Below are 15,525 nucleotides of genomic sequence, written 5' to 3' on the forward strand. Positions count from 1 at the left end.
CGGCTGATCACGCGTGTCGTCCGGCTGGTCACGGGTGTCGTCCGTCGGCGACCCGGACCCCGCGTGGTAGCAAAGGTCCCTTGCTCCCTCAGCGACCGAGCAGGCCCTTCGCGATGTGTGTCACCTGGATCTCGTTGCTCCCCGCGTAGATCATCAGCGACTTCGCGTCCCGCGCCAGCTGCTCCACCCGGTACTCCGCCATGTACCCGTTGCCGCCGAACAGCTGCACGGCCTCCATCGCGACCTCGGTGGCCGCCTCCGACGAGTACAGCTTCATCGCCGAAGCCTCGGCCAGCGTCGGCATCTTGCCCGCGCGCAGGGTCTCGATCAGCTGGAAGACCATGTTCTGCACGTTGATCCGCGCGACCTCCATCTTCGCCAGCTTGAGCTGGATCAGCTGGAACCGCCCGATCTCCTGGCCCCACAGCTTCCGGTTCTTCGCGTAGTCCACGCAAAGCCGATGACATTCGTTGATGATCCCGAGCGCCAGCGCCGCGACCCCGATCCGCTCGACGGCGAACCCGGACTTCACCTCGGCCTTGCTGTCCCCGTCGCGGCCGGTCTCGGACTCGCCGAGCAGCCTGTCCCGCCCGAGCCGGACGTCGCTGAAGAACAGCTCGCCGGTCGGCGACGACATCATGCCCATCTTCTTGAACGGCTTGCCCTGCGTGAGCCCGGGCATCCCCTTGTCCAGCACGAATGTCAGCACCTTGCGGTCCCGGACCGCCGAGCCGTCGTCGAGCTTCGCGTACACGATGATCGTGTCGGCGTAAGGCCCGTTGGTGATGAACGTCTTCTGTCCATTGAGGACGTACTCGTCACCGTCGCGCCGGACCGACGTCTTCATGCCACCGAAAGCGTCCGAGCCGGAGTCGGGTTCGGTGATCGCCCACGCCCCGACCTTCTCGAACGTCGCCAGCCCGGGCAGCCAGCGTTCCTTCTGCGCTTGCGTGCCCTTCGTCAGGATCGTCTGCGCGGTCAGCCCGATGCTCACGCCGAGCGAAGCGACGATGCCGAGACTGACCCCGGCCAGTTCGCTCACCGCGATGAGCGCCATCGCCTCCTGCCCACCGAACGCCAGGCCGCCGCCCGAACCGGATCCAGGGGACTTCGACAGCAGTTTCGACACCGATTCCCGGGCGAGCGCGTCGATGCCGAAGGACGCGAACATCTTCCGGATGATGTCGTACGGCGGCAGCGTCCCGCTTTCCAGCGCGTCGAGGTGCGGCCGGATCTCCTTGTCGACGAACTCCCGGATCGCGTCCCTGATCAGCAGTTCGGTCTCGGACCACTCGATCACGGGAGCCTCGCGGCGATGTCGTCGATCTCCCAGGCGGCCTCGGTTTCGATCACCTTGACGTCGTGCCAGCCCGCGAGTTCGGAGATCGCGCCGCCCTGCACCGCGAACACCTTGCCGGTGAGCGGGCACTTCTCGGTCGCGAGGTAGGCGACCAGCGGCGAGATGTTCGCCGGGGAGAACGCGTCGAACTCCCCCTCTTCCACCTCCTGGGCGAAGATCGCGCCCATCCCCGGCGTCGCCAGAGTGAGCCGCGTGCGCGCGATCGGCGCGATCGCGTTCACCCGCACGCCGTAGCGCTCCAGTTCCTCGGCGGCGACCAGCGTCAGCGCGGCGATGCCCGCCTTCGCCGCGCCGTAGTTCGCCTGCCCCGCGTTCGGCAGCGTGGTCCCGGACGCGGAGGCGGTGTTGATCACCGAGCCCGCCACCGGCTCGCCTGCCTTGCTCGCGGTCTTCCAGTACGCGGCCGCGTGCCGCAGCACCGCCGCGTGCCCCTTCAAATGCACGGCGATCACGGAATCCCATTGGGACTCCTCAAGTCCGGCGATGAACGCGTCGCGCAGGATGCCGGCGTTGTTCACGACGACGTCGAGCCTGCCGAACTCGTCCACCGCCTGCGTCACCAGTTCGGCGGCGCCCGCCCACTCGGCGACGTTGGCCGGGTTCGCCACCGCCTTCCCGCCCGCCGCGCGGATCTCGTCGACGACCTCCTGCGCGGGCCCGGCATCGCTGCCGCTGCCGTCGTTCGCCCCGCCGAGGTCGTTGACCACGACGCTCGCGCCCTCCCGCGCGAACAGCAGCGCGTGCTCGCGGCCGATCCCGCGTCCGGCGCCGGTGATGACGGCGACGCGTCCGTCGAGTGCTCCCATGACTTTGCTCCTACTCCGCGAATTCCGCGAGACCGTCCTTGATCACGACGGTTTCGCCGACGGTGGTTTCGAACGCGTAGCTCCCGGCGCCCGCGCGCCAGATCCGCGTCGTCAGGTCCTGGCCGGGCAGCACCGGCTTGGCGAACCGGACGGCGAACCGCTTCAGTCTGTCCACATCGGACCCGGCGACCTCGGTCAGCAGCGCCCACGAAGTGAACGCCATGGTGCACAGGCCGTGCGCGATGATCCCCGGCAGTCCCGAATCCTTCGCGACCTCTTCGTCGAGATGGATCGGCATCGGGTCGCCGGCGGCAGGCGCGTACCGATACGTCTGGTCGTCGTCGACGTGCTGGTTCACCTTCGCCACCGGCGCCTGCGAACGGAGGTTTTCGTCGAACTTGTGGTCCGGCCCGAGTTCGCCGCGGGTCTCCCCGGTGTCGAACCCGCGCACGAACAGCGTCACGTACTGCTCGTTGACCAGGTCTCCGTCGTCGGTCCGGCATTCGAGGTGGATGGTGCCGCGGGTGCCGTTCGGCAGGCCCTCGTAACCGGTCATCCGCGCCCGCGACACGAGCTTGTCGCCAGGACGGATCGGCCGGTGGAACCGGAACTCCTGCTCTCCGTGCACGATCCGGCCGAACAAGCCGACCGGGACGACTTCGAGCGCGGGTTCCATCAGCGACTCGAACACCGGCACGATCGCGAACACGGGGCTCGCGACGTCACCGGCGAGGTGCGCCGGGATCGGGTCGTTGGTGGCCTTCGCGTACTCGATCAGCCGCTCGCGCGTGACCTCGAACCGCGACTCGTCGGTCCATTCGCCGAGCCCGCCGGGGTCGAACCGCTCGGTCACGAGACCAACGCCTTGAAGTTCTCGAGGGAGGCGTCGAGGTTCTTCTTGCCGTCCTTCTCGACGGCCTTGCCGAGCGCGCCGACGATCATCTGACCGGCGAACTCCGCGTCGATGCTGGCGAGCGAACCGTCTCCGGACGCCTCCACCGACAGCTCGAACTTGACCTTCACCCCGGCCATCCCGGTACCGGAGATCGCCAGCTTCGACGGCGCCTCGAACTCGTCGACGGTCCAGGTGATCGTGTTCGGCATGCCGAGCATCGTGACGACCTCGGAAGCCTGTGCTCCCTTGGAGAATTCGGCCGGGACCTCACCCTTCCACTTGGTGTGGATGGTCAGCCACTTCTCGAAGTTGTTGGGGTTGGAGAACTCCGCCCACACCTTGTCGGGAGCGGCCGGGAGTTCGACGGAGGCACTGATCTTGCCCATGGTTCTTCCTTTCGGGATCAGCGCTCGGCGCGCTGGTAGGCGGTGACGACGGCGGCGCCGCCGAGTCCGATGTTGTGCTGCAGCGCGGCCTGGACGCCGTCGACCTGGCGTTTGTCGGCGGTCCCGCGCAGCTGCCAGGTCAGCTCGGCGCATTGCGCGAGGCCGGTGGCGCCGAGCGGATGCCCCTTGGAGATCAGCCCGCCGGACGGGTTGACGACCCATTTCCCGCCGTAGGTGGTGTCTCCGGAATCGACGAGCTTCCCGGCCTCCCCTTCGGCGCAGAGTCCGAGCGCTTCGTAGAGCAGGAGTTCGTTGGCGGAGAAGCAATCGTGCAGCTCGATGACCTGGAAGTCCTCCGCGCCGAGGCCGGCCTGGTCGTACACCTGGCGCGCGGCCTGGACGTTCATGTCGTAGCCGATGATGTTCTTCGCGGTCCCGTCGAAGGTGCTGGCGAAGTCGGTGGTCATCGCCTGCCCGACGATCTCGACGGCCTGCCCGGCCAGCCCATGCGAGTCCACAAAGGACTCGCTGGCGAGGATCGCCGCGCCGGAACCGTCCGAGGTCGGTGAGCACTGGAGCTTCGTGAGCGGGTCGTAGATCATCCGCGAGTCGCGGATGTCCTGCAGTGAATAGCTTTCCTGGAACTGCGCGTACGGATTGTTCACCGAATGCCGGTGGTTCTTCTCGCCGATCTTGGCGAAGTGCTCGGCGGTGGTGCCGTAGGTCTTCATATGCTCGCGGCCGGCCGCGCCGAACATCCACGGCGCGGGCGGGAAGAGCACCTCGGAGATCTCCGCGAGCGCCTGGAGATGCTTGCCCATCGGCTGCTCGCGGTCGTCGTAGGTCGAGCCGAGCGATCCGGGCTGCATCTTCTCGAAGCCGAGCGCGAGCGCGCAGTCCGCACGGCCGCCCCGGATCGCCTCCGCGGCCAGGTACAGCGCGGTCGACCCGGTCGAGCAGTTGTTGTTGACGTTGACGACCGGGATCCCGGTCATGCCCAGTTCGTAGACCGCGCGCTGCCCCGAGGTCGACTCGCCGTAGACGTAACCGACGTAGGCCTGCCGCACCTCGTCGAAGGAGATCCCGGCGTCGGCGAGCGCCTTGGTCCCGGATTCCTTGGCCATCTGCGGGTAGTCCCAGCCCTCGCGGCGTCCGGGTTTCTCGAACTTCGTCATGCCCACGCCGACGACGTACACCTTGTTGGCCACCACGACGCTCCTTGTCGTTGCCGGGTCGCTGCTGCCACTGAAGATACAGACAGGTTTGTATTTATCAACCCTTACATACAGGTCTGAACGGATGTTACTTCCGGCACGTTGCGTGTCAGGTGACGCAGACGGGCGAGCCGCACCCCCGTTAAACAGGGAGAACACGACTCACAGGGGGTAACGATGAAACGGACGAGCATGGTCTTGGCGGCCACCGTCGCCGCCGGACTGTTGTCGGCGGGCACGGCGTCGGCGAGCGGTTGGACGATGAGCTACCTGCCGGTGCCGTTCGGCATTGTCCAGGTGGTGGCCACCGACGGGGCCGGAAGCTACGCGGGCCACTCCGACTACGGTCTGCTCACCTGGTCGGGAGGGACCGTTCGAAACCACGGCATCCCGGCAGACTACGACTCGGTCGTGACCGTGGACGAAAACGTGTCAGGGTCGATTCTGACGAACAATTACGCGATTCCGACCCGGACCTATCGCTCGTTCGTCTTCGAGAACGGCGGCTTCCAGCCTCTGGGGAAGGTGCCGAACTACGCCCAGACGCGGGTCACCGGCATGAACGACCGCGGAGACGTCGTCGGCTTCGTGCACAACGATCCGCGATTCGGTTCCTGGGCGGCGATCTGGCCCGCCGACGACCGCGCGCATCCGGTACTGCTGGACAGCCCGCCACTGCTCGGCCCGGTGGACATCGATCACGACGGCACGATCCTGATGCAAGAGCAGGGCGGCGGCGCCTGGCTCTGGAAGGACGGCGTGGCACGGCAACTGGTCCTTCCCGAGGGCGTCCGCGAAGCACGCGCCCTCGCGATCCGGGACGGCAAGGTGCTGGCCGATCTCCAAGGGGGCCAACGGCTTTGGACGGCCCCTGACACCTCCATCCCGGTGCCGGACTCCATGACGGCGGTCTCGCTCAACCGGTCGGGAGTTGTCACAGGTTGCCTGAGGACCCCGGACTTCTCCACGGTTCCCGCGGTGTGGTCGCCGGGCGGCGCGGTCGAGACGCTTCCCGCGCCATCCCCCGGCTGCGGTGCTCTCGTGGGTGCGAACGGCGAGGTCATGGGCTCCGTGCGGGATGACAGCAGCCCGAACCACAAACCCGTGGTGTGGCGCCGTGGCTAAAGTCGGGGCATGGATCCCGAAGAGCTTCGGCAGCGGTTCTCCCTGCTGACCACCGCACATCTGACCGACGGCTGCGTGCGCGCCGGCGTTCAGGTCCGGTGCGCGCCCGCGGGCACGCGCTCGGTCGTGCCCGGCGCCCGCGTGGCCGGGCGGGTCACCCCCGCCCGGCACGTCGGCAGCGTCGACGTCTTCCTGGAGGCGTACGAAATCGCGAACCCCGGCGACGTCCTCGTCGTCGACAACGGCGGCAGGCTCGACGAAAGCTGCGTCGGGGACCTCGCGGTCCTCGAAGCGGAGGCGGCCGGGCTGAGCGGCGTGGTGATCTGGGGGCTGCACCGCGACACGGCCGACATCAAGAAGATCGGGCTGCCGGTGTTCAGCCTCGGGTCGATCCCGACCGGCCCGCTCTCGGTCTCCGCCCGCCCGGACGGCGCACTCGAATCGGCCGCCGTCGGGGAATGGACGGTGACGAGGGAAGACCTCGTGTTCGGCGACGAGGACGGCGTCCTGTTCGTCCCCGCCGACCGGGCGGACGAGGTCCTGGACCGCGCCGAAGGCATCCGCGACACCGAGCGGCGCCAGGCCGACCGGATCCGCGGCGGAGAGTCTCTTCGCGAGCAGGTCCGCTTCGCCGACTTCCTCGCGGAGCGGGCGAAGTCGCCTTCGCTGACGTTCCGGCAGCATCTGCGGGCGGTCGGGGGTGCCATCGAGGAGTAGCAAGGGACCTTTGCTACCACCCGGCCCCGGACACCACGCAGGCCGTCTGTGAAGGCCTCCTTCACTACCTTCAGGGTAGGCAAGGAGGCCTTCACGGCACCGCGGGAGAGCAAGGGACCTTTGCTACCACCGGGGCCCCTGACCTGCGGAAAGGGAGCAGGGGCCCGGCTCATCCTCGTGCGGTTTGCCTTCCACCGAGCCACAGCAGACCGTCGACGACGAAGCGGTTCTGCACCTCGCTGCCGAAGGTCGACGAAAGCGGCTGGTTCGTCTCGTAGTTCATCTTGTTGTGCCCGAAGTTGGCGTAGAGCATCTTGTACTTGGCGTTGGTCCAGAGGATCGGGTAGTACCCGCTGTACCAGGACTGGTTCGGATCGGTCCCGAGCGGGAAGCTCACCGGGTCCACCGACGCGAGGATCCGGATGTCCGGGTTCTTGCGCAGGTCGCTGTTCCAGGCGTACCACTCGCTCACCGACGAGGTGAAGGTCGCGGGCAGCCGCGTGGTCGAGGGATGCGGCCGGTTCTCCACCTTCAGCGTCGCCGTCGTCGGGCCCCAGGTGTTGGACTTGAACGCACCCGTGCCGAGGAATCTGTTGTGGTACCAGTCCCATGTGGACGGATTGGTGGTGAACGCGGCCACGTGGAAGCCGAAGTACGCGCCGCCCGCGTTCATGTAGCGCTCGAAGCCCGAGCGTTGCGAGGAGGTCTGCGGCAGGTCGTCCAGGAACAGCACGACCTGATACTGCGACGGCTGCAGCGAGCTCAGCCGGTTCCAGTCGTTGGTCGCGGTGTAGCTGAAGTTGTTCTGCGAAGCGGTTTTCGGGAACCACTGGTTGGCTTCCTTGACGAAGCTGATGTGCGCCGCGTCGTAAGTGCCGTTGTAGAACGCGAGCACCTTGAACGCGGGTGCCGCCTGCGCCGCCACCGGCGCCGACGCCAGTGCGAGACACGAAACGAACAGCAGAGCGAGCCGGACCACGAATTTCGTCATACCTCACCACCCATGCCGAGAACGCGTAAATTCATTGCTTGAATTAACACATGACACAGCATCGATGGTCTAGACCTGCGCGAAATACGGTTCCCGGTGACCGGCACGGAGCCGCATCGATAACCTGGAGATTATGGAACTGCGGGATATCGAGATCTTCCTGGCGCTGGCCGACGAGCTACATTTCGGCCGTACCGCGGAGCGCCTGCACGTCTCGCAGGCGCGGGTGAGCCAGTCGATCAAGCAGGTGGAGCGCCGGATCGGTGTACCGCTGTTCGCCCGCACCAGCCGACGGGTCCGGCTCACCCCGATCGGCGAACGGCTGCGGGACGACCTCGGCCCTGCCTACCGCACACTGCACGAGGGCATCGACCGCGCGATCGCGGCCGGCCGCGGGATCGGCGGCGTGCTGCGGCTGGGTTTCGAAGCACCCGGCGTCGCCGACCTGACCGAAGAGCTGCTCGACCGTTTCCGGCAGCGCTACCCGGACACCGAACCGCTCATTCGCGAGGCTGATTTCGCCGACCCGTTCGCGATGCTGCGATCGGGTGAGATCGACGTGCTGGTGACCCTGCTTCCGGTCGACGAACCCGATCTCGCGACCGGACCGGCCGTGTACACCGAACCGATGGTGCTCGCGGTGTCGTCGAAACACCCTTTCGCGCGACGGAAGTCAGTCACGCTCGACGACCTCGCCCGCGACACCGTCCTTCGCGCGGCGCATCCGCCGGAGCCGTACTGGGTCGAAGAACCGCGACAGTGGCTGACGCCGGCCGGGCACCCCGTGACCCGGGGCGCTCCCTTCGCGACCTTTCAAGAGCTGCTCGCCGCGATCGCCACCGGTGCCGGTATCTGCCCGCTCGCCGCGCACGCGCGGGAGTACTTCAGCCACCCGCGGATCCGCTTCGTGCCCTTCGCCGGATCACCCGACGTCGAGTGGGGCCTCGTCTGGCCGCGCTCCGCGGAGACAGCGCGCGTACAGGCCTTCGCCGCCGTCGCCTCGCACCCCTGACCTGCGAAAGGGAGCAAGGGACCTTTGCTACCACGTCCCCGGCGGGCAGGGGTGTGTGGAAATAGGGACGTTGAGTGTCCCTATTTCCACACACCCTGTACGACGCGTAGCGGTGTTGACTGACTGTGTGGATTTTGGTGCGTTGGATGACCAGAAATCCACACGGTCACCGCGGCGCGGAGAGCAAGGGACCTTTGCTACCACCCGGCCGCCCCCACCGGCCCCGAACAGCGTGAAGGCCCCCTTCCTCTTGGGTTCTAGTGGTGGTTGCAACACCTGAGTTGTTCAGGGGTTGTGTTGTTCGAGATCCGTATGGATCGGTCGCCTCAGGGGCCGAAGAAGCTGCTTGCCGAGCGCCGGGCATATCTTGATCTTGTGGCGCAAGGGATGGGCACTGCTGAGGCGTGCCGGATCGTGGGGATCAACCGCCGGACCGGGCATCGGTGGCGGCAAGGACGCGCGAGTCAGGCGGGGCGGAAGGCCGGTAGGCCTTCCGCCCCGCCGTCGTGCCCGTCCGTGCCGGAGTCGCCTTCCTCGGACCGCCTGCCTGCGGGCGGAGCACGGGTTCCGTCCACCTGGTTTCTGTCTCAGGACGAGCGGCTTCTGATCGCGGATCTGGCGCGGGCCGGGCACGGCCCCCGGGAGATCGGCCGCCGGATCGGCCGCCCGGCCTCGACGGTCAGCCGGGAACTGGGCCGCAACGCCGATCCCGCCAGCGATGAGTATCTTCCCTATTCCGCGCAGGCCCGGGCCGACGCTCGCCGGCCCCGGCCCAAACCTGGCAAGATCGCGGCCAACCCCGAGCTGCGGGACCGGATCCAAGACATGCTGGACGACCGGTGCAGCCCCGAACAAGCCAGTAACCGGCTGCGCCGTGATCACCCCGACCAGCCGGAGCTGCACGTGGCCCACGAAACGATCTATCAAGCCCTGTATGTCCAAGGCCGCGGCGAGCTGCGCCGCGAACTCAAAGCCGCGCTACGCACCGGCCGCACTCAGCGCAAACCCCGCGGCAACGGCGAGCAACGCCAGCCCCGGTTCACCACGCCGATGGTGATGATCAGCGACCGCCCGGCCGAGGCAGACGACCGCGCCGTCCCCGGCCACTGGGAAGGCGACCTCATCATCGGCGAGAACGGAGCATCCGCGATCGGCACCCTGGTCGAACGCTCCACCCGCTACGTCATGCTCGTCCACTCGGACAATCCCGCACCGCCGAACACGTCCGCGACGCCCTCGTCACCACCATCACAACCCTGCCCGAACACTTACGCCGCTCCCTCACCTGGGACCAAGGCGCGGAAATGGCACGACACCACGAATTCAGCATCGCCACCAACATGCCCGTCTACTTCTGCGACCCCCACGCACCCTGGCAACGCGGCTCCAACGAAAACACCAACGGCCTGCTCCGCGAATACTTCCCCAAAGGCACAGACCTGAGCGTCCACACCCCCGACCACCTCACCGCCGTCGCCGCCCAGCTCAACCGCCGCCCACGCAAAACGCTCGGCTGGGACACCCCAGCCGAGCGCTTGACCAAACTCCTCACCGAAGCCAGTTGATCACCCGTGTTGCAACCATCCCTGGAATCCACCCCCTCGGCTGATCCGAGGGAAGGGGGCCATCACGGGAAAACTAGCTGACGACCTTCTGCACCCAGTCCTGCTCGAGCTTCACGACCTGCCCGTTCGAGGTGACGGTCGGCGTGCCGAAACCGGGGCCGTTGCCGAAGTCCTGCTGCAGCGACGGGTCCGTGGAGATCTTCTTGTACGCGTCCTGGATCTCCTGCTCGTACGCGCCGCTGTTGACCTTGAGCACGAAGGTCGGGTCGGTGATGCCGACGTCCTGGCCGAGCTTGATCAGCTGCGCCTTGTCGAACCCGCGGCCGCCTTCCTCCGGCTGGTCCTTGAACAGCGCGTCGTGGAAGGCGAGGAACTTGCCCGCGTCGGCCGCCGCGAGGGAGGCGTTGGCGGAGTCCAGCGAGTAGCCGGGCGGGTCGGAACGCTGGTTCAGCATCGGCAGCATGTGGTAGCGGACCTGCAGCGTCCCGTTGTTCACCTGCTCCTCGATCTGCCCCTTGAAGGTCTCTTCGAACTGCTTGCAGACCGGGCACAGGAAGTCGGCGTAGACGTCGATGGTCTTCTTCGCCTCGGGCTTGCCAACGGTCACGACGGCCCCGTCGCGCTTCTCGACGACGCCGGGCGCCGATGTGCCCGTCTGCGCGCCGATCACCTTGCCCTCGGTGCTGTCCTTGCTGGAGGTCGTCCAGATGACACCACCGATCACCAGCGCGGCGAGGACGACCACCGCGACGGTGATCGCGACGACCTTCTTCTTGTCGCCGCCCGCGACGCCCCTGGCCTGTGCCACCGAACGCGCCGCCGTCTGCTGCTGCTTGCGTTTCCGAGCGTTGCGCTCAGCTCCACCCACGATTATTCGTTCCCTTCAGCGATACCCACATAGTCGTCGTCGGCGGAGGCGCGAGAGTTCCCGAGCCAGCCGTCCACGGAAAGCCAGGTCCGCGGCCGCACGATCAGCCAGACACCCAGGAGCGCGAATCCGAGGTCTCTGGCGATCTCCTGCGGATACTGCGTCTGATCCGCGGCGATCTGACCGCCACCGCCGAAACAGCCGCAATCGATGCTCAGCCCGCGCGCCCAGGATTGGGCGATCGCGGCGATGAGCACCGCGAGCAGCAGCACCGACAGCACCGACACCCACCGGGTCACGAACCCGGCGAGCAGGAACAGGCCGAGCGCCAGTTCGACGAGCGGCATCCCGATCGCGACCGGGCGGACGAGCCCGTCCGGCAGGACATCGAACGCCTGGACCGCGATGTAGGTCTGCCCCGGGGCGCTGATCTTCAGCGCTCCGGAAACCAACCAGACGGCGGCCAGTCCGAGCCGGGCGAGTGTGCCCACGGCGTCGAGTACGACTTGGGGCGGTCTACGCACGGGCCTAGGCTAACCGCCGACCCTGAGAACAACGTGAGGCGGCGGACGGAGGCACCCGATGAGGGGACGCGCCCTGCTGGTGGCCTGCTTGATGCTGGTCACAGCGGCGGCCTGCGGCGAAGAGGCCGGTCCGTCGGATTCCCTCGTCGCGCGCGCCGTCGCGTCCAACAAGCTCACCATCGGCATCCGCTTCGACCAGCCGGGGCTTTCCAAACGGACGGTCGACGGCCGGTACGTCGGCTTCGACGTCGACGTGGCGAAGTACGTGGCGAGCGAATTGGGCGTCGACGAGGATCACATCACCTGGCACGACAGCAGGCCGTCGTCCCGCGAGACGGACATCACCTCGGGGATCACGGATCTGATGGTGGCGACCTATTCGATCACCGAAAAACGCAAACAGGTGGTCGCCTTCGCCGGACCCTATTTCGACACCGGCCAGGATCTCCTCGTCCGCCTCCGGTCGACCGACATCACCGGTCCCGAGAACCTCAACGGCCGCAAGCTGTGCGCCGTGGGCGGCACCACCTCGGCGGAGCAGGTGCGCGACAAGTTCGCCCAGGCCGTGCAGCTCGTCGAGTACCCGCGCTACCAGGACTGCGTTACGGCGCTGCTCGCCGGACAGGTGGACGCGGTGACCACCGACGACGTCATCCTCGCCGGTTACGTGGCGCAGAACCCGGAACTGCTGAGGGTCGTCGGCAAGCCCTTCTCGAAGGAGAAGTACGGCGTCGGCCTGCGCAAGGACGACATCGAGGGCCGCGCGGCGGTGGCCAAGGCGATCCAGAAGATGATCTCGTCCGGGGAATGGCTCGATTCGCTGAACCGCAACATCGGCCCGTCCGGCTACCGGATCCCACCTCCACCACAGGTCACCGAGCGGTGACCCTTCCCGATCTGCCGGTTCGCGCCGTCCTGCCCGAACTCGAAGCCGCACTCGACGCCCACGGCACCGCGGTCCTCGTCGCGCCCCCTGGCACCGGAAAGACCACTTTGGTGCCGCTCGCGCTGGACAACGGCGAAGGCCGGGTGATCGTCGCCGAACCGCGGCGGCTCGCCGCACGGGCCGCGGCGGCGAGGATGGCGTCCCTGCTCGGCGAACGGGTCGGTGAGACGGTCGGCTATTCGGTCCGCGGCGATCGGAAGGTGTCTTCTTCGACGCGGATCGAAGTGGTCACCTCGGGCTTGCTGGTCCGCCGGGTGCAGGGCGATCCCGAACTGGCCGGGGTGTCGACCGTCCTGCTCGACGAATGCCACGAACGCCATCTCGACGCCGACCTCCTGCTCGCGCTGCTACTGGACGTGCGCGCCGGGCTGCGGGACGACCTACGGCTGCTCGCGACGTCCGCCACGGTGGCCTCCGGACGCCTGGCGGCCCTGCTCGGCGACGCGCCGGTGATCACCGCGCACGCGAGGACGTACCCGGTCGACGTCTCGTACTCTCCGCCCGCGCGCGGCGAACGGATCGAGGCGACCGTGGCCCGCGTGATCCACAAAGCACTGTCCGAAGGGGACGGTGACCTCCTCGCCTTCCTGCCCGGCGCCGGTGAGATCGCCAGGGTGAGCGGACTTCTCAACGGTCTCGACGCCGACGTGCTGCCCTTGCACGGAAGGCTTTCGGCGGCGAGCCAGGACGACGCGCTCCGCCCGCGTGATCGTCGCAGGGTGGTGCTCTCGACATCGGTCGCCGAATCCAGCCTGACCGTGCCGGGGGTACGCGCGGTGGTGGACTGCGGACTTTCGCGCGTTCCCCGCGTCGATCACCGGCGCGGCCTGCCCGGATTGGCGACGGTCCGCGTTTCGGCCGCGGTCGCGGAACAGCGCGCCGGTCGCGCCGGACGTGAGGCGCCGGGCCGCGCGTACCGCTGCTGGGCCGCGCACGAGCAGGGTTCGCTGCCCGCCTATCCCGAACCCGAGATCCGGACGGCGGAACTGGCGCGGTTCGCCCTCGAACTCGCCTGCTGGTCCACTCCGGACGGTTCCGGCCTCGCCTGGTGGGACCCGCCCGGCGAAGGCGCGCTGGCCGCCGGGCGAGCGTTGCTGACCACGCTCGGGGCGACCGCGGAGGACGGCACGGTCACCGAACGCGGCCGGAAGATGGCCGGGCTGGGCCTGCATCCACGGCTGGCGAGGGCGTTGCTGGACGGCGCGGCGCGGACCAACGCACGCTCGGCCGCCGAAGTCGTCGCGCTGCTGGACAGCGGCGGCACCCTGACCGATCTCGAAGCCGAGTTGCGCCGTGTGCGCGGTGACGAGCGCTGGAAGCGTGACGTGCGAAGGCTTTCCCGACTGGTGCCCGACGGCGGCAACGCGTCCGATCCGGCACTGGTGGTGGCGCTCGCGCATCCCGAGCGGCTCGCGCGACGGCGTGCCGCGGGGACGCCGGTGTATCTGATGGCAGGCGGAACTGCGGCCGAACTCCCGCGCGGCAGCGGACTCGCCGACGTCGAATGGCTGGCCGTGGCCGAAGCGACCCGCGATCCCGGCCGCGCACAGGGCATCATCCGGCTGGCCGCCCCCGCCGACGAGGACCTCGCCGTGCGCGCGGCGCCGAATCTGGTGTCCTCAGAGGACGAAGTGCGCTGGTCTTCGGGTGACGTCGTCGCGCGATCGGTGCGACGGCTCGGGGCGATCGTGCTCGCGGAGGAACCGTTGCGCTCACCCGCGCCGGACGCGATCCGCGCCGCGCTGCTGGACGGTTTGCGCACCGAAGGACTCAGCCTGCTTCGCTGGTCGGAAGACGGGAAGCGACTGCGCGAGCGGCTGTCTTTCCTGCATCGAGTACTGGGCTCGCCTTGGCCCGCGGTCGGCGATGCGGACCTGCTGTCTACTGTGGACAGCTGGCTGGACCTCGGCTCGGCTCGCCGCCGATCGGACCTGGCATCGCTGGACGCGGGTGCCGCGCTGCGTGGATTGCTGCCCTGGCCCGAAGCGTCGCGTTTGGACGAACTGGCGCCGGATCGGCTGGAGGTGCCGTCGGGTTCGCGGATCAGGGTCGACTATTCGAGCGAGCAGCCGGTGCTGGCCGTGAAACTGCAGGAGACCTTCGGCTGGCTCGCGACGCCGAAGCTGGCGGGTGTCCCGGTGGTGCTGCACCTGCTCTCCCCCGCCGGGCGGCCGGCCGCCGTCACCGCCGATCTGGAATCGTTCTGGCGCAACGGGTACGCGGCCGTGCGCGCCGATCTTCGCGGCCGCTACCCGAAACACCCGTGGCCGGAGGATCCGCTGACCGCCGCGCCCACCCGGCGTACCTCAAGAGGTCAGTCCATCAGCTGATGTTGCGGCTTGGTCGGCAACTGCGCCGCCAGCTCCTCGTCGTCCTCACGCTCGTTCAATCCCAGCTGCACGGCGCTGCGGATCTGCTCCCGGTTCTCCCGCACCACATGCGCGAAGAACTCGTCGATCCGCGGATCGGTCAGCACTTCGAGGATCACGCGCATCGCGGTGTCGATCACCGAACGCACCACTTCGTCGTGGAACGGCAGTTTCGAAAGCCGCCCGGCCTGCGGATCGTTCTTGAGCTTCTCCGCGATGATCCCGCGCAGCAGCGTCTGGTTCTCACCGAGCGAACGCGCGAGGTTCTGCGGATAGTTCCCGGTTTCCAGCACCTTCACGACCTCGTCGAGCACCGCGATCGTGATCGGCTTCTTGATCGCCAGCACGATCGGCCGCGAAAGCCGTTCGACCAGCCGCTGCGTGAACCGCTCCCCGAACGCCCTGTCCGCCGTACGGGCGAGCCGGACCAGCACCACGATGATCCGCAACAGCCGGAAGCCGCGCAGCGCCGGATGCGCGATGGGGATCATGCCGAGGATCTCGTACCAGTTGCGCAGCGGAAACCGCTTCTCCCAGCCGTTACGCCGCCACCGCCAGAGGAATTCCAGCGCGAAGATCCCGCACACCGTCGTGTCGATGACGAAGACGCGGTGCGCCGTCTCCGCCGAATGCGGGAAGAACGTCACGTAGGCGAGCAGCCCGACCGAGAACACGGCGAGGACGAGCATCACCAGGTCGAGCGGATTCACGCGCCGTTGTTCGCGGGTGGTCATGGCGCCGATTGTG

The 15,525-nt window shown here is 67.9% G+C and carries 14 protein-coding genes and 1 pseudogene; 6 read left to right on the forward strand and 9 right to left on the reverse strand.

Features of this window, described 5'->3' with window-relative positions; translation table 11 throughout:
* Positions 1-88: 88 nt before the first annotated feature.
* From AMK34_RS33055 to AMK34_RS33075, 5 genes are read right to left on the reverse strand one after another with little or no spacing between them, the layout of a single operon-like run.
* Positions 89-1,300, reverse strand: a complete 1,212-nt coding sequence (locus tag AMK34_RS33055) for an acyl-CoA dehydrogenase family protein (RefSeq protein WP_038518690.1) — start codon at positions 1,298-1,300, stop codon at positions 89-91.
* Positions 1,297-2,166 (reverse strand): SDR family oxidoreductase, encoded by an 870-nt coding sequence (locus AMK34_RS33060; protein ID WP_073847949.1) that lies wholly within the window; start codon positions 2,164-2,166, stop codon positions 1,297-1,299. The genes AMK34_RS33055 and AMK34_RS33060 overlap by 4 nt, the downstream gene beginning before the upstream one ends.
* Positions 2,167-2,176: 10 nt before the next feature.
* Positions 2,177-3,019 (reverse strand): MaoC/PaaZ C-terminal domain-containing protein, encoded by an 843-nt coding sequence (locus tag AMK34_RS33065; protein WP_073847950.1) that lies wholly within the window; start codon positions 3,017-3,019, stop codon positions 2,177-2,179.
* Positions 3,016-3,447, reverse strand: a complete 432-nt coding sequence (locus AMK34_RS33070; RefSeq protein WP_016331679.1) for a type II toxin-antitoxin system Rv0910 family toxin — start codon at positions 3,445-3,447, stop codon at positions 3,016-3,018. Before AMK34_RS33070 ends, AMK34_RS33065 begins: the two co-directional genes overlap by 4 nt.
* 17 nt (positions 3,448-3,464) lie before the next feature.
* Positions 3,465-4,658, reverse strand: coding sequence for a thiolase C-terminal domain-containing protein (locus tag AMK34_RS33075; protein WP_198941794.1), 1,194 nt, complete (start codon positions 4,656-4,658; stop codon positions 3,465-3,467).
* 180 nt (positions 4,659-4,838) lie between these two features.
* On the opposite strand from AMK34_RS33075, the gene AMK34_RS33080 reads away from it, so the two are divergent.
* Together AMK34_RS33080 and AMK34_RS33085 are read left to right on the forward strand one after the other, a co-directional pair.
* Positions 4,839-5,786, forward strand: a complete 948-nt coding sequence (locus AMK34_RS33080; protein WP_241832916.1) for a hypothetical protein — start codon at positions 4,839-4,841, stop codon at positions 5,784-5,786.
* A gap of 9 nt (positions 5,787-5,795) precedes the next feature.
* Positions 5,796-6,503 (forward strand): RraA family protein, encoded by a 708-nt coding sequence (locus tag AMK34_RS33085; protein ID WP_073847952.1) that lies wholly within the window; start codon positions 5,796-5,798, stop codon positions 6,501-6,503.
* Between the two features lie 169 nt (positions 6,504-6,672).
* On the opposite strand, the gene AMK34_RS33090 is transcribed toward AMK34_RS33085, so the two are convergent.
* The gene (locus tag AMK34_RS33090; RefSeq protein ID WP_073847953.1) at positions 6,673-7,494 is read right to left on the reverse strand and encodes a ThuA domain-containing protein; all 822 of its coding nucleotides are present in this window, start codon (positions 7,492-7,494) and stop codon (positions 6,673-6,675) included.
* A gap of 133 nt (positions 7,495-7,627) precedes the next feature.
* Here AMK34_RS33090 and AMK34_RS33095 point away from each other — a divergent pair, with 133 nt between their 5' ends.
* Positions 7,628-8,506, forward strand: a complete 879-nt coding sequence (locus AMK34_RS33095) for a LysR family transcriptional regulator (protein ID WP_073847954.1) — start codon at positions 7,628-7,630, stop codon at positions 8,504-8,506.
* 387 nt (positions 8,507-8,893) lie between these two features.
* Positions 8,894-10,071 (forward strand): annotated as a pseudogene (locus AMK34_RS33100) (IS30 family transposase).
* Positions 10,072-10,144: 73 nt separating this feature from the next.
* On the opposite strand, the gene AMK34_RS33105 reads toward AMK34_RS33100, so the two are convergent.
* Both AMK34_RS33105 and AMK34_RS33110 read right to left on the reverse strand, forming a co-directional pair.
* Positions 10,145-10,939 (reverse strand): DsbA family protein, encoded by a 795-nt coding sequence (locus tag AMK34_RS33105; protein WP_038518704.1) that lies wholly within the window; start codon positions 10,937-10,939, stop codon positions 10,145-10,147.
* Between the two features lie 2 nt (positions 10,940-10,941).
* Positions 10,942-11,430: a MauE/DoxX family redox-associated membrane protein gene (locus AMK34_RS33110; RefSeq protein ID WP_073847955.1), complete on the reverse strand. Its 489-nt coding sequence runs from the start codon at positions 11,428-11,430 to the stop codon at positions 10,942-10,944.
* A gap of 91 nt (positions 11,431-11,521) precedes the next feature.
* Between AMK34_RS33110 and AMK34_RS33115 the strand changes: the two genes are divergently transcribed.
* Positions 11,522-12,349: a glutamate ABC transporter substrate-binding protein gene (locus AMK34_RS33115; protein ID WP_073847956.1), complete on the forward strand. Its 828-nt coding sequence runs from the start codon at positions 11,522-11,524 to the stop codon at positions 12,347-12,349.
* A complete protein-coding gene (hrpB, locus tag AMK34_RS33120; protein ID WP_073847957.1) occupies positions 12,346-14,739 on the forward strand; it encodes an ATP-dependent helicase HrpB in 2,394 nt (797 codons plus the stop codon). Before AMK34_RS33115 ends, hrpB begins: the two co-directional genes overlap by 4 nt.
* Here hrpB and AMK34_RS33125 read toward each other — a convergent pair.
* Positions 14,724-15,512, reverse strand: coding sequence for an ion transporter (locus AMK34_RS33125; RefSeq protein WP_038518711.1), 789 nt, complete (start codon positions 15,510-15,512; stop codon positions 14,724-14,726). The genes hrpB and AMK34_RS33125 overlap by 16 nt on opposite strands.
* Between the last annotated feature and the right edge of the window lie 13 nt (positions 15,513-15,525).

Source organism: Amycolatopsis sp. CB00013, assembly GCF_001905755.1.
Classification (GTDB): Bacteria; Actinomycetota; Actinomycetes; order Mycobacteriales; family Pseudonocardiaceae; genus Amycolatopsis; species Amycolatopsis japonica.

What these genes read in the sequence shown, in the direction of transcription:
- AMK34_RS33060 (WP_073847949.1), bottom strand. Translation starts at nt 2,166, where the DNA reads ATGGGAGCACTCGACGGACGCGTCGCCGTCATCACCGGCGCCGGACGC.
- AMK34_RS33070 (WP_016331679.1), bottom strand. Translation starts at nt 3,447, where the DNA reads ATGGGCAAGATCAGTGCCTCCGTCGAACTCCCGGCCGCTCCCGACAAG.
- AMK34_RS33080 (WP_241832916.1), top strand. Translation starts at nt 4,839, where the DNA reads ATGAAACGGACGAGCATGGTCTTGGCGGCCACCGTCGCCGCCGGACTG.
- AMK34_RS33085 (WP_073847952.1), top strand. Translation starts at nt 5,796, where the DNA reads ATGGATCCCGAAGAGCTTCGGCAGCGGTTCTCCCTGCTGACCACCGCA.
- AMK34_RS33090 (WP_073847953.1), bottom strand. Translation starts at nt 7,494, where the DNA reads ATGACGAAATTCGTGGTCCGGCTCGCTCTGCTGTTCGTTTCGTGTCTC.
- AMK34_RS33095 (WP_073847954.1), top strand. Translation starts at nt 7,628, where the DNA reads ATGGAACTGCGGGATATCGAGATCTTCCTGGCGCTGGCCGACGAGCTA.
- AMK34_RS33115 (WP_073847956.1), top strand. Translation starts at nt 11,522, where the DNA reads ATGAGGGGACGCGCCCTGCTGGTGGCCTGCTTGATGCTGGTCACAGCG.
- AMK34_RS33125 (WP_038518711.1), bottom strand. Translation starts at nt 15,512, where the DNA reads ATGACCACCCGCGAACAACGGCGCGTGAATCCGCTCGACCTGGTGATG.